Genomic DNA, 17,158 nt, shown 5'->3' on the forward strand with positions numbered 1-17,158 from the left:
CAGGATCGGCTCGTCAGAGGCGCTGCTCGGCGATGGCGACAGTGAAGTCGCCGTCATGGATCGGCGTCATCCAGTCGGGCCGGGCCTCGTCCATATATGCGCTGCCTTCGGGAAGGCCGTTATACCAGTTGGTTACGACCCAGTCGGTCTGCGCTGTGGCGGCAAGCTCGACCCAGACGCGACCGCAGACGGCCTGACAGACGAATACGTGATAGCCGTCAATAGCCTTGTCGTCGGGGAGGAATTCCGTGCGCACGCCATTGACCCTGACTGCGACAGGCTGCGCCTCGACCGGGATGAGGAGCCGCGTGAACCATGGTCGGTTGAGATCCTCTGAACCATCGACAGAGAGGACGAGGGTGCGGCCGTTATCTGCGGTGCGCTCCTCGACGGTCAGGGACGGGGCGGGCGGCGGCGTGGTGCCTTCCGCTTCGGCGACATAGGCACTGGCGAACAGCGCGTCGACGTAAGGGCCGGGCTCGGCGGAGAAATCTGCGCTCCGGGCTAATTCGTCGGGCAGGGGGGTGTCGGAGCGGATGCGCCATTGCGAGGTGCCGTCACGATAGTCCGTGGCATGAATGATATTCTGCCCCTTCGGCATCATTGGTGTATAGCTCGGCTGCAGGCCGAGGACGACAGCAGCGATCAGCACAAGGACGACGGCCCCGCCGCTGATGAGCAGACCCTGCTTGCGGATGATGGCGAGCGGCACCAGCGTCGCGGCGGCGAGCGCTAACGGCACGGTCATGGCGACGTGCATCTCGCCGGTCAGGGCTGCGATGTTTGAGACTGCGACCGGCGCGATGAAGGCCACGAAGAGTAGGCCCGCCAGGCCTGTGCTGATCCACTTCGTTTCCGTGCGGTCTAGGAAAGCACCGATGAGAAGGATCATGCCAGCGGCGAGCGCCGGAAGCAGCAGCAGGACGGACGCGCCGGGCAGGGTAAAGGCAATGACGCAGGCAATGGCAGCGATCATCAGCCATGGAGCGAAGAGGGAGAGCTTTTCACCGGCAAAGCGAGCGAGGCTAGCTCCCGTGATGGCGATCGATGCCCAGACAGCAATGACAAGTCCGGCGATCAAGATCGTAGGCGTCGCCCAGCCCGGTGAGGGCGTCATCAGGCCGGCAAGCGAATAGATGGCGAAACCGCCAGCAGCAGCGAGGAGTGCACAGAGCGGCAGGACGAAAACGCTCGCCACGATCTTCAGCGGCTGCATCGGCTCGCCGCGACTGGAGATGAACGCGGCGACAGCGATCAGCGCCAGCGCCAGCAAGCCGAGCGGCAAGGCCCAGCCCTGCGGCGCGTAGAAAAATCCGTACGACCACAGATCGCTGTAGATCGCGTTTTCTTCGGGCATGTCGGTCAGGTCCGCCGCGATCATCGCGCGGGTCATGGCCAGCATGTTCTCACCCTGATGCTGAACGCTGTCCGGGCTGAGGTTTTCGATATTGTCGAGATGGGTGTGATAGTGTGGCAGGCGGTCGAGAAAGGCAAAATTGGCCCCGGCAATACCCTTGCCCTTGACCATGGTCAGGTCGGTATCGTTCGGCAGCATCTCGTAAATGGTCTGGGTCAGTGAACTGGCCGAGGGGCGTTTTGCGTGAGCCGCATATTCCTTCACCATCCACGCACCGCCGGGCGTCGTCTCGAACAGGAAGCTGGGCCCCTGATTGCCCCGCGCCTCGACATTGATGACGGCGCCGATCCCCTCGATCAGACCCTGCTCTTCGAAGAAGGCCTTGGCACCGAGCAGGCCTTCCTCCTCGCCATCGGTGATCAGCGCCATGACCGGGCGGCCACTCGGACCTTCGGCTTTCAGGATGCGGGCGATCTCCATGATGATCGCGACACCGTGCGAGTCGTCCGCCGCGCCGGGGCCGGTGGGTACCGAGTCATGATGCGCCATCAGGACGACGGCGGGCCCCTCGCCATTGATGACGGGGGCGAGGATGTTGTTCACGCTCGTGCAGCTTACGTAGGACCAGCTCTCTGATTGCCTGCAGGTCGTCTGGGTTATGGTCTCAGACTGCAGGCCCAAGTCGGCGAAGGCTTCGGCGATCCGTTGCTGGCCGGCCTTGTTGGCTGGTGTGCCGACAGGGCGGGCGCTGCCATCGCCGATGAGGACTTCAAGCTGTTCCAGCGCTCGTTCTGCCGAGAACCGGTCTGCGGGAGCATCGAGGGGCAGGGCGCGGGGTGGCTGGACGAGCCAGACAGAGAGCAGAACCGTTATGGCCAGTATGGCCAGCAGTGCGAGCGGTCGGTTAAATGACATTGAGTTCCCCACGGTTCTTCCCATGGCGAGCCTAGCCCGCGCCGTCCCGAAAAGCGACCCATATGCCACACCCCCGGCACACCGTGCGCCGCCTGACTTTCCTTTTGCGGAAATCGCCGTAACTATGCTCGGGTCAGTTATGGGGAAACAGGAGCGTATCCGTTGAAAACCGAGACTTTTATCCGTTACCGCAATGTTCTGGCTGCCTCTGCTGCAGCCCTTGCCTTGTCTGCCGTACCAGTCATGGCGCAGACCAGCGCGCCGATCGTGCAGCCCGGTGCCCCCGGGCAGGACACGCGCGACCTAAGCGCCGATGAGGCGAGCAAGATCGCCGATACCCGCTATACGCAGGACGATGTCATGTTCCTGCAGCACATGATCCCGCATCACTGGCAGGCGGTGGAAATGGCCGCGCTGGCAGCTGAGCGGACGAACAATCAGGATATTCTCGACGCTTCAGGGCGCATCACCGCCTCTCAGGAGGACGAAATCGAGTTCATGCAGGACTGGCTGCGTGCCCGCGGCGAGGATGCGCCGGAACCGGGCGAGCACAGCATGCACATGTCGATGGAGATGATGCGTTCCATGGGCATGGCGACGCCAGACCAGATGGAGCAGCTCGCTGCTTCTGAAGGCAGTGCCTTCGACCGGCTGTTCCTTGAACTGATGATCCGCCATCACCGCGGCGCGGTGACCATGGTCGATGAGCTGCTCGACCAGCCAGGGTCGGCCTACGACCCGCTGCTTTTCGATTTCGTCAATGACGTGACAAACGACCAGACCGCCGAGATCGAGCGCATGAGCCTGATCCTTGCCGGGCTGTCGACTGACCCGCGTGTCGGCCTTTCTGCCGGCTTCCGCGATGCGGGCGAGGCGATTTCCAACATGACGCTTGTCGCGGCGCTGCCGAAACCGGCTGGCTTCTTCGATCCGGCCAACCCTGCCGGCCTGCCGCCGAAGATCGAGAAGGCCGAGGACATGGCCGAAGAAGGGGCCGAGGAGGCCGCCGAGCGTGACGACAACGAACAGAGCCTTGCCGGCACCCAGTGGGGCACGCGCTCACCGCTCCTGTCTTTCTCCAACACCGATATGGCCTTTGCCGGCGACAAGCTGATTGTCGGCTCTTATCACGGCTTCAACGTCTATGACCTCGGGGATGACGGCATGCCGGAGCTTTATAGCTCCGTCGTCTGTCCGGGCGGTCAGGGTGACGTGTCTGTCGTTGGCGATATCCTGATCATGTCGGTCGAGCAGACCCGTGGGCGTGTCGATTGCGGCCTGCAGGGCATTGCCGAGGACGTCAGCGAAGATCGCTTCCGCGGCCTGCGTATCTTCGACATCAGCGATCTCGCGCGGCCCGTTCAGGTCGGCCAGGTCCAGACCTGCCGTGGTTCGCACACCCATTCCGTCGTCTCCGCCGATGACGAGACCATCGTCGTCTACAATTCCGGCACCGCTGGCGTGCGCGACGAGGAGGAACTGGAAGGCTGCATCGGCTATGTGCCGGGCGACCAGCGCACAGCGCTGTTCCGCATCGACGTGATCGAGATCCCGGTCGACAATCCGGCGGCCTCGCGCATCGTCGACAGCCCGGCTGTCTTCGCCGACGAGGAAACAGGCAGCATTGCCGGGCTCTGGCTCGGCGGCGACCATGGCGATGATACCCAGACGACGAGCCAGACCAACCAGTGCCACGACATCACGGTCTTCCCGTCGGCGAACCTTGCCGCCGGGGCATGTTCGGGCAATGGCATCATCTTCGACATCTCAGATCCGCTGAACCCTAAGCGTATCGACGATGTGACGGATGAGGGCTTTGCCTATTGGCACTCGGCGACGTTCAACAATGACGGCACGAAAGTTCTGTTCACGGACGAATGGGGCGGCGGTGCCCGCGCCCGCTGCCGGTCCTATGATCCGATGACCTGGGGCGCTGACGCGATCTATGACATCGAGGACGGCCAGCTTGAGTTCAAGGGCTATTACAAGATGCCGGCCCCGCAGAGCGAGGAAGAGAACTGCGTTGCCCATAACGGCTCTATCATCCCCGTGCCGGGCCGCGACATCTTCGTCCAGTCCTGGTACCAGGGCGGCCTGTCGATCATGGACTTTACCGACTCCGCCAATGCGCAGGAGATCGCCTTCTTCGACCGCGGCCCGATCTGGGACGAGAAACTGGTGCTCGGCGGTTACTGGTCGAGCTACTGGTATGGCGACAAGATCTACGCGACAGAGATCGTCCGCGGTCTCGACGTCTTCTCGCTGGAGCCGAGCGAATATCTGTCCGAGAACGAGATTGCCGCTGCCGCACTTGCCGATCAGGGCGACGTGTTCAACCCGCAGCAGCAATTCCCGGTCACCTGGCCAGCAGTACCGGTTGTTGCCCGTGCCTATATCGACCAGTTGAACCGTGACGAGGCGTTGTCCGCCGAGCTCGGGGCGCAGCTGAAAGAGGCGCTGGACAATGCCGAGGCGGCACTGGCCGATGGCGGTCGTGATCGTGCACTTTCCTCGACCCTGCGCGGTCTTGCCGACGATCTCGACGGCGGGGAAGGCATGACGGCCAAGCGTATGGCAGCCCTGTCCGAGACGCTGGACGGCATCGCCGCCGAACTGCGCTGATATCGCCTTTGCGATAGCGTGATAACATTGCATGATAGCCCCATGATGAAGTCATTCCTCATGGGGCTTTTCTTTTGCGCATCGCTGACCGCCTGCGCCACCGTCGACTATGCCGCGCCGGACCCGGCGGGGGATACGGTCGAGCTTTACCAGCAGGACATGCAGCGCGAGGCGATCGACCTGCAGCTTGCCCGCCGCGCGCGGCTTTATGATCTTGCCTGGCCGGTGCTGAAGGAGAATGTCGCGCTGTGCCCGCAGACGAAAACTTCCATTGGCGTCATCCTCGCCGGGCGAAAGGAGCTGGGTGCCTTTGTCGGCGGGATCGATGAGGATTACCTGACCCGTCTGGGGTATGCGGACGATATCAACGTGCTCCATGCAATGGCGGGCAGCCCGGCGGCAGAGGCGGGGCTGAAGGCGGGCATGGCGTTGCTGGCGGTCGATGGCGAGGAAATCGAGACAAGGCAGGCAGAGACGGCGGTCGCCGCTATCGTTGCGGCGCTGGATGAAGACGAAACTGTCACGCTCACCGTGCGCGACGAGACCGGGACGAGGGACATCAGCATAGACGGCATCGAGACCTGCGCTGCGCCGGTGAAGATGTCGACCTCCGACGCGATCAACGCCATGGCCGCGACGGGGGATATCGTCATCCATGCCGGGATGATGCGGGCCGCCGATGACGACACGCTGCAATTCGTCATCGCCCATGAGCTTGCCCATATCGCGCTCGCCCACCGGCCCAAGGTGATCCGCAACTCCGTCGTTTCCGGCGCGGTGGTTTATGGCCCGATCCTCTATGCCGGCGGCATGGTCGCCGACACGGTGCTGCGCCTGACCGGCTCGCAGCGGTCCGGGTCTCTCTCGTCCCGCGCGCTCGCGGCGTCCGTGCCCTACATGAACGAATTCGAGGCGGAGGCGGATTATGTCGGGCTCTACATGCTGGCCCGGGCAGGCGGGAATATCGATGCCGCGCCGAACCTGTTCACCCTTTTCGCGACGGAAAAGCCGGAATCGACCTGGCTGCTATATACTCATCCGCTGACGCCGCAACGCTATGCCGCCGTCGAGGCAGCGGTGGCAGAGGTGAAGGCAAAGATCGCGGCGGGTGAGGAGTTGCTGCCGGAAAAGGTGGAATAGCGCCTATTCGTTTTCAGGCGGTGCCATCCCGGCGGAAAGCTGCTAAAGCGCGGTTAGTGAATTGAAGGAAGAGAATCATGCCCGGCGATATGTATCAGGAATATACCCGGCTCGGCGAAAAGGTGGACCTGCCGGAGGATCCGGACAAGGCGACCCTTGACCCGGTGCCGAACCCGCACACGGATGTCGATTACCTTGCTCGCTTCGTTGCACCGGAATTCACCTCGCTGTGCCCGGTCACCGGCCAGCCGGATTTCGCCCATCTCGTCATCGACTATGTGCCGGGCGAGCATCTGGTTGAATCGAAGTCGCTGAAGCTGTTCCTCGGCTCGTTCCGCAATCATGGCGCGTTTCATGAGGACTGCACCGTTGCCATCGCCAAGCGGATCGTCGCCGCGATCAGTCCGAAATGGCTGCGCATCTCCGGCTACTGGTATCCGCGTGGCGGCATTCCGATCGACGTGTTCTACCAGACCGGCGAGGTGCCCAAGGGCGTCTATGTGCCGGAAACCGGCGTCCAGCCATATCGAGGGAGAGGATGATGAAAAGGTTTTTTATCGGGGCAGCGGCCCTGGCAATGACGGCACCTGCCATTGCGCAGGAGGCTGAAGAGGCGGCGCCGAAAACTGTTGCCGAAGTCATGGAAATGGCTGGCGATGCCGACTGGATTGCTCCGAACCCGGACAGCACGATCTATATGCGCGTGCCGCACGGACTGATCGTCATTGTGCTGAGCGATGACCTTGCGCCCGGCCATGTCGAGCAGGTCAAGACGCTGGTGCGCGAGGGCTATTATGACGGCCTCAACTTCTATCGCGTCATCGACGGTTTCGTCGCCCAGGGCGGGGATGCTGCCGAAGAGAAAGACAAGGGCAGCGCGGCGGCGTCGCTCGTCGCAGAATATGAAGAGCCGATCCCGGATGGGTTGGCGTTCACGCCGCTCGGCAATTTCGACGGCTATGCACCGGAGGCAGGCTTCATCAACGGCATGCCGGCAGGCATCGACCGGGAGCGCGACAGTGTCTGGCTTGCCCACTGCACCGGTGCCTTCGCCTTTGGCCGCAACAACGAGCGCGATTCAGCCTCGACCGAGTTCTACATCACCCTGCAGCCGCAACGTTACCTTGACCGGAACCTGACCGTCTTCGGTCGGGTGATCTGGGGCATGGATGTGGTCCAGGCGATCAAGCGCGGCCGTCCGAACAATGGCGGCGTGATCGAAAACGAAGAGGACTGGACGCCGATCCTGTCGGCCCGCCTCGCCAGTGATGTGCCGGAGGAGGAGCTGCTCGACCTTCAGATGATGGACACGAACAGCGATGTCTTCCTCGAGCTGATCGAGGCGCGCCGCAACCGCATGGGCGAGTTCTTCTATGTCCAGCACGACTATCTCGACCTGTGCCAGCTGCAGCTGCCGGTCCGGTTGAAGCCGGTCGAAGGCGAGAGCGAATGAGCGATGTGAAGCGCGGACCTTGGACAGTCCATGGCGAGAGCGTCTCGTTCGACAACCCATGGCTTGCCGTCCACGAATACCCGGTGACGATGCCGAGCGGTGATCCGGGCCGCTATGGTGTCGTTCACTTCAAAAATCGCGCGATCGGTGTCCTGCCGCTGGATGAGGAGGGATACACCTGGATCGTCGGCCAGCACCGGTTTCCGTTCGATGCCTATAGCTGGGAATTGCCCGAAGGCGGTGGTCCGCTGGACGAGGAGCCGGAAGCGGCGGCCCTGCGCGAGCTGGAGGAGGAAACCGGGCTGAAAGCAGAAAAGCTGACGCCAATAGGCTCATGGCAGTTGTCGAATTCGGTCACCGACGAGATCTCCTTCGCCTATATCGCCACCGGCCTGTCTTCAGGTGAGTTCGCACCGGACCCGACCGAAGTGCTTGAAATCAAAAGACTTCCCTTTGCCGAGCTTCTCGACCTTGTGATTTCAGGGGAAATAACGGACGCGTTTACTGTTTTGATGGTACAAACTGCTTACATAAGGGCGCAACGAGGGCTGCTGCCGCCTGAGATCAGCCGCCACATCGTGCCTGGATAATGAAGGAGGAGCATCATGGCTCCAGCAAACACTGCCACTGCAGCTGACTCAGCGAAAGTCATCAGCCTGACGACGGACCAGACATGGTCGCGCATCCGCGTTGAGGCCGCGACCGGTGCCGCGCAGGAGGCGATCCTTGCGAGCTTCCTGAATGCGACTGTCCTGAACCATGACAGCTACCAAGCGGCACTTTCCTATCGCATTGCGCAGAAGCTGTCTGATGGCGAGATGAACGCCATGCTTTGGCGCGAGGTGTGCGAGGAGGCGTTCGAGGAGGACCCGTCGATCGTCGAGGCGGCCCTTGCCGATACGCTGGCAACCTATGAGCGCGACCCGGCGTGCCGCGAATACATCCAGCCCTTCCTCTATTTCAAGGGCTATCAGGCAATCCAGTCCTATCGCATCGCCAACTGGCTGTGGCGCCAGGGGCGCGAGGCGCTTGCGCTGTATCTGCAGTCGCGTATGTCTGAGCTGTTCTCCGTCGATATCCACCCGGCAGCGAGGCTTGGGCAGGGTATCTTCCTCGACCACGCCAATGGCGTCGTCATCGGCGAGACGGCGACGGTCGGCGACAATGTCTCCATGCTGCATTCGGTCACCCTCGGCGGTACCGGCAAGGCCGGCGGCAACCGCCACCCGAAGATCGGCAATGGCGTGCTGATCGGGGCTGGCGCGAAGGTACTCGGCAATATCAAGGTCGGCGACAATGCCAAGATCGCCTCCGGCTCGGTCGTGCTGGCGGAGGTCCCCGCAGGTTGCACCGTGGCGGGCGTACCGGCCAAGATCGTCGGCGATTGCCCGTGCAAGGAACCGGCAAAGGACATGGACCAGAATATCTGATCCGGCATTTCCCCATGAGCCTGCGGCAATCATCCAGCTTGTGAGCGTCGGGCGATACCGGTAAAGTGCGGCCCATGATCCTTGCCCTGAAAATCCTGATATTTCTGGCCACCGTGCTCGCCATGGAAGGCGGCGCGTGGCTCGCCCATAAATATCTGATGCACGGGCCGATGTGGTTCCTGCACGAGGACCATCATGTCAAGCGACATGACCAGGTGATGGAAAAGAATGACTGGTTCGCCTTCCTGTTCGCGCTGCCCGCCATCGCGCTGATCTGGATCGGCGTGCATGTGTGGTCGTGGGCATTGCCGATCGGAATCGGCATCACCGCCTATGGCCTGATCTATTTCATCTTCCACGACATGATCGTGCATCAGCGCATCAAAACGAAGCTGCCTGACTGGCCCTATCTCAACCGCATCATCGAGGCGCACCGCATTCATCACCATGTGCGCACAAAGGAAGGCTGCGTGTCGTTCGGGTTCGTCATCACGCCGAAACCGGCGTGGCTGAAGGCAAAGCTGAAGGCGATGAAAGCCGCTCAGACGCAGCAATAATCCCTGCAAGGGTTGGAGAGGAGAAGGCGATGAGCCGACATGACGACCTGCAACCCTACAATGAGGACACCCCGCAGCCGGAAAGCCTGGAACTGGTCATCGTGCCGCGCGCCCGCGATATTGGCGGGTTCGAGGTGCGCCGTGCCCTGCCTGTCGCCAAGCGGCGCCTGGTCGGACCGTTCGTCTTTTTCGACCAGATGGGCCCGGCGAGCTTTGCGGCGGGCAAGGGGCTCGACGTGCGTCCGCATCCCCATATCGGCCTCGGCACGGTGACATACCTGTTCGACGGCAAGATTACCCATCGCGATTCGCTCGGCACGAAGCTCGATATCGAGCCGGGCGCCGTCAACTGGATGCTGGCGGGCCGTGGCATCACCCATTCGGAACGCTCGCCGGACGATTTCCGCGCTGCGGCTGATGCGCCGCTGTCAGGCATCCAGACATGGCTGGCCCTGCCATCGGACAAGGAAGATGTCGCGCCTGCGTTCGAGCATGTGGCAAAGGCCGACCTGCCGATGGTGGAGGACACTGACAAGTCCCTTCGCATCATTCTCGGCGATGCCTATGGCGCATCGGCCACGGCGAAAATTCTGTCGGAGACCTTTTATGTCGATGCCGCGCTGAAGCCGGGTGCGAAGCTGCCGCTGCCGGACAATCACGAGGAGCGGGGGATTTATATCGTCGAGGGAGAGATCGATGTTGCGGGCGTGACATACGAAAAATCCCGTATGCTGATCTTCAAGCCGGGCGATGCGATCACCGTTATGGCTGGCGAGCAGGGCGCGCGGCTGATGCTGTTCGGCGGGGCGACGCTGGATGGGCCGAGGCATATCTGGTGGAACCTCGTCTCGTCTTCGCAGGAGAAGATCGAGGAAGCGCGTGAGGAATGGCGCGCCGGGAAATGGGGGGAGGGCATGTTCACCCTGCCCCCTGGGGATGACCAGGAATTCATTCCAATCCCTGATTGATCCGTCGTCTTGTGGCTTAGCTCTGGGCTGCTTCCTGGATGCGCGTGGCAAGCGCTTCGTCTTGGCTGGCCATCACGTAAATCTGGTTATAGCGCTGGGCTGTCATGCCTTCGTCCTCGACGGCTTCTTTCAGCGCGACCTGCATTTCCTGCTGCACGGTTGCGGCATTCTCTGTGCCTTGCGCTTCTTCAAGCTTGGGCTGCCATTGCTGAACAATGGTCTGAACTTCCATCGTCGCCGTGATGAAGGTGTCGATCTCGGCATCCGTCACCGGTTTCGCCTCAGCCATCTGCTGTTGCAGTTGCGTCGGTGCGGATTGTGCTTCCTGAGCGAAAGCAGGGGCTGCGCCAGCAATCGTCAGGGCTGCGGCAGCGGTACCGGCAAGGGCGGTTTTCAGGGGTGTAAACATAAAGAGTACTCCTTTGTTTGCGCCGCCAGAGACAGTGGCGGCATCGCCCGCCTAACAAATCGAGGGAGCGCATTCAAAGGGTGATCACGTGCCGATTATGTGGCGGGCCTGCCATATTCGGCTGAAAGCCCCGCCAGTGGCCGCTTACGGAGCTTTTTGCCTTGGCAAGGACAATCCATAAACATTGTCCATCTACCGTCATGGCACTAGTGTCCGTCGTGACCCATGGCATTCTTGCCTGACATGGCCATCATCGGCACGGTCAGCTCGCCGGCATTCTCGAAGGTGATGGTGATGTCATAGGTCTCACCCTCGACAAGCGGGGCAGCGACCCCGATCAGCATGATATGATAACCGCCGGGCGCGAGGGTGACTTCGCCACCGGCCGGCACTTCCAGCCCGGTAACAGGGCGCATCATCGAGCGGCCGTCTTCCTCGACCGATTCATGCAGTTCGACCGCTTCGGCAACCGGGCTTGTCAGGGCGACGATCCGGTCAGGCTCATTGCCAGTATTGCTGATCGTGCCATAGCCGGCGGACATGCGCACACCTTCACCGACAGCGCGGACCCAGCCGCCACTGATCGCGACAGTGCCCGCAGCGACCGTCTCCATCTCGTGCGGTTCCGGCGTGTCTTGCCCGGAGCATGCCGCAAGCGTCAGCAAGATGGCTGCAAATCCGGCAAGGGCGGGGGTGTTCATCAGGGCCATTCCATGCTCCAAGGGTTGATCATCGACATTCAGGGCCGTTGCGCTAGCTCTTAGCCTGACGCGACCGGGCCACAAAGACAAACAGGTTGCGTAACAACGCCGCGGAGAACCGGATCATGCAAGAGACAGAAATCGCCAAACTGCAGCTTTATCTGCGTCGTCGTTTCAATGACGAGAATTTATCCGTCCGGGCCAGAGCAAACAAGGACGACTCAGCCGAAGTATATATCGGTGATGAGTTTATCGGCGTCCTGTTCAAGGACGAGGACGAAGGGGAAGTCTCCTATGACTTCAACATGGCGATTCTGGAGATCGACCTGCCCAAGGGCTAGAGCATCGAGAGGCGAGGCCACGAATGGCTGACGCCCGTCCCGATACGTCTTACCAGCTGGGCCTGCCGGGCCCATTCATCGTCCAGCGCCCTTTCCTGACGCTATTGCTGGCAGGCTGCACCATTGCTGTGCTGCTTGCATCGGGTGATCCTGCCCCGATCGACTCCAGGCAGGCGGGCGGCGAAGTGCTCTTCCCGGCCATGCAGGCGCTGGGGATTACAGGTGCACTTCTTGTCATCGCCGGCCTGTTCCCGCCATCGGGCCGATGGCGATGGGCGCTGCTGGGTGTGCTGCTGGCCTGCGGCCTTGCCGCCTCGGCGCTGGCACCAGACCCTGACATGCGTCTGGCATTTTCGGTCGGCAGCCTGCTTGCAATCTCCCTCATCTGGCTCGGGCGTTATGCCGGGCGGGCCGCGCTCCTGATGGCTGTTGTCGGGCTTATGCCCGCGGCGGCGGGCTGTGCAGCACTGATTGTCTGGTCCGGCCAGAACGGTGTCGGGTGGGATGCTCCGGGCATTGGCCTGGTCTGGGTCTGCCTGTCGCTTGCCGTCATGGCGGGGGTCTATGCTGCCGAGGGGTTCGCCGATCGCCTTGCCAAGCGGGACGGGCTGCGTCTTGCCGCAGCGCTTACTGCCAACAAGCTGATGCGGCAGGTCGTCTGCCTGTTCCTGATCGCCGTTCTTTTCAGCTTTTCCGGGGCGGCACTGGGCCAGGCGCCCTTGTTACCATTGAGTGACGGCCCTTATGGCTTTGGTGCCATGCCGCTGATGCTGGTTGCCTTTTGCGGTGCTGTCGTCGTGATCTCCATGTCCCTGTTGTCGCTCCTGCCATTGCCGGAGCAGATTTCAAGATCCGCCGATCGCAGCTGGTTTGCGACCGGGATCGTCACGGCCCGCCTGCTCGGCACTGTCAGGCCGGTCGTGCCGGGGGCGATTCTCGCCGCTGTCGCGTTGCTGGCTCTCATGATCCTGTCGCTGCGACCGGACTTGCTGATGGCCGGGGAGGGTCCGGGAGCGTTAGTGAGAGCGATGATTCTCCTGTCGCTTGGCGCTGGCATCTTTGCGGTGATCATGGTGACGACCATGTCGTTCCGTACCAGCCTTCTCGTCTTCGTGCCTTTTGTTCTCGCCGCGATCCCTTTCGCGCTGATCACCGGCGATCACGTGCCGCCGCATCTGGGCGGGCCTGTTCACCTTGTCATTATTTTCGCCCTGTTGCGGCAGGCGAGCGTGTGGCGGGGTGAAGTCGCCAAACGGGCGAGAGGCAAAGAGCTGATGGTCAGGTCCGTCGCGGCCAGCCTGCCGGCAGGGGGCGTGGCGCTATTGGCGGCATCCTTCATGCTCATCTGCCTCGCCATGCTTGTGCCGGGGACAGGTCTGGGCGTAACGGGAGTGGTGCTTATACTGGGAGAGGGCGCCCTTGCGCTTGGGCTGGGGCATTGTCTCGGCATCCTGCTGCGCAGTGCCATGCGTGCGTCCGAGCGTCAGCCGATATCGGCGATCCCGTAAAGGAAGCGCTGGACCTCTGCGTTTATCTTTTGCCATTCCGGCAGGTATGCCTTCTTGAACAGGAACCGCACGGTCGTGCCGTCAGAGAAATCGAATTCGCGCCAGCATTCCGGCGGAATGACGTTCTGATCACTTTCCTTGAAACAGAACAGGACGATCGCGCTGCCATCTGCATCCTCGGCGACGAACATGTCCTTGTCGCTATAGCCATTCGTCTGGGTATCGCCGCCAGCGCTCCTGAACTCGAATTTGACGAGCCCGTAATCCGATTGCTGCCCGGCCTTGTCGATGGTGTGAGGCAGATAGAGGGTCTCCAGCCGGCGTTCCTCGGTAAAGACCGAGCTGCGCTCATCGACGATGATGTCGATCCGGCGGGTGTCGGCGTCATTGTCGATGAACTCGGACCGACGTGCGGGGGTATAGCCGTTCATGGTCGGCCAGAGAGCATAGAGCGTCAGCGAATCACGCGCGCCGCCGCGGCGATCACGCGGATAGACAGTATAATTGGCCGGAACCTGAAACCCGACATCCCCGACGGTGAGGGAGATCTGTTCCTCGCTGATTGTCGGCTTTGGCGTCGTGCCCTGGATCTCGTCATAACCCGGGCCGACATAGTGATAGAGAAAGATCGCGCACAGGATGAGCGTGGAGAAGAAGATCACCAGCGGATAGCGCCAGGATGATTCTTCCTTGATCTCATCGCCGCCGAAACCGTAGCTGTTGCTCATGCCCTGCCTGTCGTCTTGTTCTTCTGTCGAGCTTTTCGGCTTCTACCATAACCTTGCAGGCAGGCGAAGGGAAAGAACCTTACAAAACGGAATGAGCCCCGCAGCATGGCTACGGGGCCCTGATCACCCGATTGGGCTGTGATTCGTCAGAGGACGCCGATCATCTCCGCGACCAGCGGATGGCGCACGACATCCTTGTCGTTGAACTCGATGACAGAGACGCTGTCGAGCTTCGACAGTTTGGCCGAGACATCGGCAAGGCCCGACATGCCGGGCAACAGGTCCGATTGCTGCGGGTCGCCGGTGATGACCATTGTCGAGGACCAGCCGAGGCGGGTCAGCAGCATTTTCAGCTGGCCGTAGGTACAGTTCTGCGCCTCGTCGATCACGACGAAGGCATTGTTCAGGGTACGGCCCCGCATATAGGCGATCGGGGCGATCTCGATGACGCCCTCGGCCATCAGCGCTTTCAGGCGGCGGCCCGAGAGGCGGTCGGCCAGCGCATCATAGAGCGGGCGCAGATAGGGGGAGAGCTTCTCCTCCAGGTCGCCGGGCAGGAAGCCGAGGCTTTCGCCGGCTTCGACAGCCGGTCGGGACAGGACGATGCGGGTGACCTCGCCGGCCTCCAGTGCCTCGACCGCCTTGGCGATGGCGACATAGGTCTTGCCGGTCCCGGCAGGGCCCGAGGCGACGACAAGTGAATGATCGTTCAGCGCTTCCATGAACAGACGCTGCGATTCATTCTGTGGCCTGATGTTCTTTCGATATTTCGTTTCCGGTTTTCGTGCCCCGGGGCGTTGCTGCATCACCTCGTCCTCGCCATCCATTGGCGACCAGTCGGTATCGAACAACGGCTGGACGTTACCGCCGTGATAGTCGTAAGTGTCCAGGGTTTCCCTGGCGAGACGTTTCGTCGATTTGCGTGCAGCACGTTTTCCCATGACTGACCTCCTTGGGGCTGGCTGGTGGAAAGGCGAAATGCGACCGCTTGCCGAACGCAATGAAACTGCGATCAGCATACGAACTATCAGCTATGGTGAAAAAAATCGGGAAGCAGGGGGCTGGCCGGCTTTCCCCGGCGGGGCGGTGGAATATGTTGGTATATCCCACCATCAGAGCTAACCTGAAACCGAATCAATCATCTTCTTCATACTACTTCAGATCGCCCCCTCTGGCGAGGGCGGTGAGGGAGTATGACAAAAGTTTTTTAGTGGTTAATGAGGTGTTAACGCCGGACTGTCGGTACACAAACCTATTGCGGGGTGTCTGACCTAAAGGGGCGGGCGTGCCGGATGCGCCTAGCGCATCCAGGCCTTGATCATCTTGGAGTGTTTCTCTGGCGGGAAATTCTGCCAGACACTGCGCCCGCGGGTGGAGTCGACGATGAACACCGGCTCGCGCACCTGCAGGTGCGGGGTCAGCAGGTTCTTCAGGCCCATAAGGGTCTGGTCGCTGGACACTGCCCAGACATTGTCGGTCACGCGGAAGGCGGGACCCAGATTTCGAATCACATGCTCCAGCCGGCTTGCTGCGCCGGAAACAACATCGAAGATAAGGAGGAAGTTGGCGATTTCAGGCTCTTCATCCTCACTTGGCTTTTTTTTCTGGTTCGATCGCGCGACCTGTTCGGCTGTGATGGTTTCCTGGCGGCCACCGTCGAGGATCTCGGCAATGTTCGGATATTGTTTGGCGGCACGCCACATCTTGCCGCCGGCCGGGGCGACCATCGATTGCGGGCCGAGCCGGCCCTGCATGGCGAAGGTTTCAAGTTGGTCGGTGGAGTAGGGGCCGTAAACCCGTTCTGCGACCTTGATGCACCAGTTATCAGTAGAGAGCATTATCGACGAATCCCTGTCATTCAGTCCTTGATAAACTCCAGGCCAATGCCTGACTCATGATGGCGTACTACCCGGCCGCGCATCTTGCCGATTACCATTAAACGTCCAATGTCGGGTCTCGGGTCGATCGCGACGGACGCGCCGGTTACCGAGATATCGAGAATGCGGCAGTCGACGGTGGAACCATCTTCCAGTTCAGCCTTGGCGGCACGGTTCTGGCGGATGCGAATCGCCCGGCGGCGTTCGAAATCATGCGTGCCGCGATTGACCAGCCGGATCAGTGTGTCGGCCATGCGGGCACGGCGGGAGCGGCGAACATCGAAATAGACGCGAATCGCCTTCGAGGCCGTTGCCTTCACGATGCCTTCCATGCGGCCGATATGGTCGATGTAGAGAATCACCTTGTCGCCGCGTTTTACCGGCGCTTCACACTCTATCACTGCTTCGCCGGCGGAGATGGTGCGCAATCTGGCGGGAAATTCCCGTTCGTCATTCAACAGGAAGCGGGCATCGAGCGGCAGGCGGATGCGCCGATAGGTCCGCCTGTCGGCGACAGCCGATTGCGGTGAGCCTGTCTCAGGAGCGCGTACCTGCTGAGCTTGCATGTGTAATCCCCTGCCTTACCTTTAGGGCTGCTTCGTTCAGGAAAAGTAGCCCGCTAAAGTGAAGAAAAGCTTGCCAAGCCTCATTGTGATGCAGATTTCCGGGCTTTTCGCCCGGTTCGCCGAGCCTGTTCCGGTCTGGCACAGAATGATGCCGAAAACCGTGGAAGGCGGCTTATGAGACCCTCGCAAGTGCACCGAATCGCTGGTCATGAGCCGACATATACGCCGAAAAAGGGCATTCCGACGGTCATCATCGTGCTGCTGGCCATCAATGTGATCATATACGCGGTGCGATTCGTTCTTCCGGCCGGGCTTCATGAAGGGCTGATCCGGTTCTTTGCTGTGGTACCGGGGCGGGTCGCGTCGACCGATCCGGACAATATCATGGCGCTTGGCCATGAATTGCTGACCTTCATCACCCACGCTTTCCTGCATGGCGATTTCGGCCATATCGGGTTCAACTGCCTCTGGCTGCTGGTGTTCGGCACGATGATGGCCTCGCGTTTCCGGGTTGAAACGGCGAGCGGTCTGATCGTGTTTCTGAGCTTCTATCTGACGGCAGCTGTGTTCTGCGGCATCGTCTTCG

General features: G+C 61.3%; 18 protein-coding genes (1 of these 18 cut by a window edge). 11 read left to right on the forward strand and 7 right to left on the reverse strand.

All coding sequences use genetic code 11. The features are described from left to right. Positions 1–13: 13 nt before the first annotated feature. Positions 14–2,272, reverse strand: coding sequence for a M20/M25/M40 family metallo-hydrolase (locus FF098_RS03550; protein ID WP_166426299.1), 2,259 nt, complete (start codon positions 2,270–2,272; stop codon positions 14–16). A gap of 243 nt (positions 2,273–2,515) precedes the next feature. On the opposite strand from FF098_RS03550, the gene FF098_RS03555 reads away from it, so the two are divergent. From FF098_RS03555 to FF098_RS03590, 8 genes are all read left to right on the forward strand, one after another. Continuing rightward, positions 2,516–4,894, forward strand: coding sequence for a DUF305 domain-containing protein (locus FF098_RS03555; RefSeq protein WP_155139373.1), 2,379 nt, complete (start codon positions 2,516–2,518; stop codon positions 4,892–4,894). 42 nt (positions 4,895–4,936) lie between these two features. Then, positions 4,937–6,034, forward strand: a complete 1,098-nt coding sequence (locus FF098_RS03560) for a M48 family metallopeptidase (RefSeq protein WP_155137479.1) — start codon at positions 4,937–4,939, stop codon at positions 6,032–6,034. A gap of 77 nt (positions 6,035–6,111) precedes the next feature. After that, positions 6,112–6,576 carry a preQ(1) synthase gene (gene queF / locus FF098_RS03565; RefSeq protein WP_229714506.1) on the forward strand — a complete coding sequence of 155 codons (465 nt, stop codon included), beginning with the start codon at positions 6,112–6,114 and terminating at the stop codon, positions 6,574–6,576. Then, positions 6,576–7,487: a peptidylprolyl isomerase gene (locus tag FF098_RS03570; protein ID WP_166426300.1), complete on the forward strand. Its 912-nt coding sequence runs from the start codon at positions 6,576–6,578 to the stop codon at positions 7,485–7,487. The genes queF and FF098_RS03570 overlap by 1 nt, the downstream gene beginning before the upstream one ends. After that, the gene (locus tag FF098_RS03575; protein WP_155137484.1) at positions 7,484–8,077 is read left to right on the forward strand and encodes an NUDIX domain-containing protein; all 594 of its coding nucleotides are present in this window, start codon (positions 7,484–7,486) and stop codon (positions 8,075–8,077) included. Before FF098_RS03570 ends, FF098_RS03575 begins: the two co-directional genes overlap by 4 nt. A gap of 15 nt (positions 8,078–8,092) precedes the next feature. Then, the gene (cysE, locus tag FF098_RS03580; protein ID WP_155137487.1) at positions 8,093–8,917 is read left to right on the forward strand and encodes a serine O-acetyltransferase; all 825 of its coding nucleotides are present in this window, start codon (positions 8,093–8,095) and stop codon (positions 8,915–8,917) included. Positions 8,918–8,991: 74 nt separating this feature from the next. Continuing rightward, positions 8,992–9,474: a sterol desaturase family protein gene (locus FF098_RS03585; protein ID WP_155137490.1), complete on the forward strand. Its 483-nt coding sequence runs from the start codon at positions 8,992–8,994 to the stop codon at positions 9,472–9,474. Between the two features lie 29 nt (positions 9,475–9,503). Further along, positions 9,504–10,442 carry a pirin family protein gene (locus FF098_RS03590; protein ID WP_155137493.1) on the forward strand — a complete coding sequence of 313 codons (939 nt, stop codon included), beginning with the start codon at positions 9,504–9,506 and terminating at the stop codon, positions 10,440–10,442. A 16-nt stretch (positions 10,443–10,458) separates the two neighbouring features. Here FF098_RS03590 and FF098_RS03595 read toward each other — a convergent pair whose 3' ends face one another. Both FF098_RS03595 and FF098_RS03600 read right to left on the reverse strand, forming a co-directional pair. After that, positions 10,459–10,851, reverse strand: coding sequence for a DUF4168 domain-containing protein (locus FF098_RS03595; protein WP_155137496.1), 393 nt, complete (start codon positions 10,849–10,851; stop codon positions 10,459–10,461). A gap of 206 nt (positions 10,852–11,057) precedes the next feature. Continuing rightward, a complete protein-coding gene (locus tag FF098_RS03600) occupies positions 11,058–11,561 on the reverse strand; it encodes a copper chaperone PCu(A)C (RefSeq protein WP_155137499.1) in 504 nt (167 codons plus the stop codon). Positions 11,562–11,677: 116 nt separating this feature from the next. Here FF098_RS03600 and FF098_RS03605 point away from each other — a divergent pair, with 116 nt between their 5' ends. Continuing rightward, the gene (locus tag FF098_RS03605) at positions 11,678–11,893 is read left to right on the forward strand and encodes a DUF3126 family protein (RefSeq protein ID WP_155137502.1); all 216 of its coding nucleotides are present in this window, start codon (positions 11,678–11,680) and stop codon (positions 11,891–11,893) included. Between the two features lie 23 nt (positions 11,894–11,916). Next, positions 11,917–13,401 (forward strand): hypothetical protein, encoded by a 1,485-nt coding sequence (locus FF098_RS03610; RefSeq protein WP_155137505.1) that lies wholly within the window; start codon positions 11,917–11,919, stop codon positions 13,399–13,401. On the opposite strand, the gene FF098_RS03615 is transcribed toward FF098_RS03610, so the two are convergent. The 4 genes from FF098_RS03615 to FF098_RS03630 form a co-directional block, all read right to left on the reverse strand. Beyond that, positions 13,377–14,129: a hypothetical protein gene (locus tag FF098_RS03615; RefSeq protein ID WP_155137508.1), complete on the reverse strand. Its 753-nt coding sequence runs from the start codon at positions 14,127–14,129 to the stop codon at positions 13,377–13,379. The genes FF098_RS03610 and FF098_RS03615 overlap by 25 nt on opposite strands. Positions 14,130–14,275: 146 nt before the next feature. After that, positions 14,276–15,070: a PhoH family protein gene (locus tag FF098_RS03620; protein WP_155137511.1), complete on the reverse strand. Its 795-nt coding sequence runs from the start codon at positions 15,068–15,070 to the stop codon at positions 14,276–14,278. A gap of 357 nt (positions 15,071–15,427) precedes the next feature. Further along, positions 15,428–15,967 carry a DUF4339 domain-containing protein gene (locus FF098_RS03625; RefSeq protein WP_155137514.1) on the reverse strand — a complete coding sequence of 180 codons (540 nt, stop codon included), beginning with the start codon at positions 15,965–15,967 and terminating at the stop codon, positions 15,428–15,430. 20 nt (positions 15,968–15,987) lie between these two features. Then, entirely contained in the window at positions 15,988–16,572 is a 585-nt protein-coding gene (locus tag FF098_RS03630; protein WP_155137517.1) for a PilZ domain-containing protein, read from the reverse strand. A 189-nt stretch (positions 16,573–16,761) separates the two neighbouring features. Here FF098_RS03630 and FF098_RS03635 point away from each other — a divergent pair, with 189 nt between their 5' ends. Beyond that, a protein-coding gene (locus tag FF098_RS03635) for a rhomboid family intramembrane serine protease (protein ID WP_166426301.1) crosses the window boundary here: on the forward strand, positions 16,762–17,158 show its 5' portion. The gene runs 344 nt beyond the window's last position; only the first 397 of its 741 coding nucleotides appear in the window; the start codon lies at positions 16,762–16,764; the stop codon falls past the right edge of the window.

It is taken from the genome of Aquisalinus luteolus (genome assembly GCF_009712425.2).
GTDB classification, from domain to species: domain Bacteria; phylum Pseudomonadota; class Alphaproteobacteria; order Caulobacterales; family Parvularculaceae; genus Aquisalinus; species Aquisalinus luteolus.

Excerpts from the sequence above, each read along its gene's own strand:
- FF098_RS03550 (WP_166426299.1), bottom strand. The coding sequence starts at position 2,272 with ATGTCATTTAACCGACCGCTCGCACTGCTGGCCATACTGGCCATAACG.
- FF098_RS03555 (WP_155139373.1), top strand. The coding sequence starts at position 2,516 with ATGGCGCAGACCAGCGCGCCGATCGTGCAGCCCGGTGCCCCCGGGCAG.
- FF098_RS03560 (WP_155137479.1), top strand. The coding sequence starts at position 4,937 with ATGATGAAGTCATTCCTCATGGGGCTTTTCTTTTGCGCATCGCTGACC.
- queF (WP_229714506.1), top strand. The coding sequence starts at position 6,112 with ATGCCCGGCGATATGTATCAGGAATATACCCGGCTCGGCGAAAAGGTG.
- FF098_RS03570 (WP_166426300.1), top strand. The coding sequence starts at position 6,576 with ATGAAAAGGTTTTTTATCGGGGCAGCGGCCCTGGCAATGACGGCACCT.
- FF098_RS03575 (WP_155137484.1), top strand. The coding sequence starts at position 7,484 with ATGAGCGATGTGAAGCGCGGACCTTGGACAGTCCATGGCGAGAGCGTC.
- cysE (WP_155137487.1), top strand. The coding sequence starts at position 8,093 with ATGGCTCCAGCAAACACTGCCACTGCAGCTGACTCAGCGAAAGTCATC.
- FF098_RS03585 (WP_155137490.1), top strand. The coding sequence starts at position 8,992 with ATGATCCTTGCCCTGAAAATCCTGATATTTCTGGCCACCGTGCTCGCC.
- FF098_RS03590 (WP_155137493.1), top strand. The coding sequence starts at position 9,504 with ATGAGCCGACATGACGACCTGCAACCCTACAATGAGGACACCCCGCAG.
- FF098_RS03595 (WP_155137496.1), bottom strand. The coding sequence starts at position 10,851 with ATGTTTACACCCCTGAAAACCGCCCTTGCCGGTACCGCTGCCGCAGCC.
- FF098_RS03600 (WP_155137499.1), bottom strand. The coding sequence starts at position 11,561 with ATGGCCCTGATGAACACCCCCGCCCTTGCCGGATTTGCAGCCATCTTG.
- FF098_RS03605 (WP_155137502.1), top strand. The coding sequence starts at position 11,678 with ATGCAAGAGACAGAAATCGCCAAACTGCAGCTTTATCTGCGTCGTCGT.
- FF098_RS03610 (WP_155137505.1), top strand. The coding sequence starts at position 11,917 with ATGGCTGACGCCCGTCCCGATACGTCTTACCAGCTGGGCCTGCCGGGC.
- FF098_RS03615 (WP_155137508.1), bottom strand. The coding sequence starts at position 14,129 with ATGAGCAACAGCTACGGTTTCGGCGGCGATGAGATCAAGGAAGAATCA.
- FF098_RS03620 (WP_155137511.1), bottom strand. The coding sequence starts at position 15,070 with ATGGGAAAACGTGCTGCACGCAAATCGACGAAACGTCTCGCCAGGGAA.
- FF098_RS03625 (WP_155137514.1), bottom strand. The coding sequence starts at position 15,967 with ATGCTCTCTACTGATAACTGGTGCATCAAGGTCGCAGAACGGGTTTAC.
- FF098_RS03630 (WP_155137517.1), bottom strand. The coding sequence starts at position 16,572 with ATGCAAGCTCAGCAGGTACGCGCTCCTGAGACAGGCTCACCGCAATCG.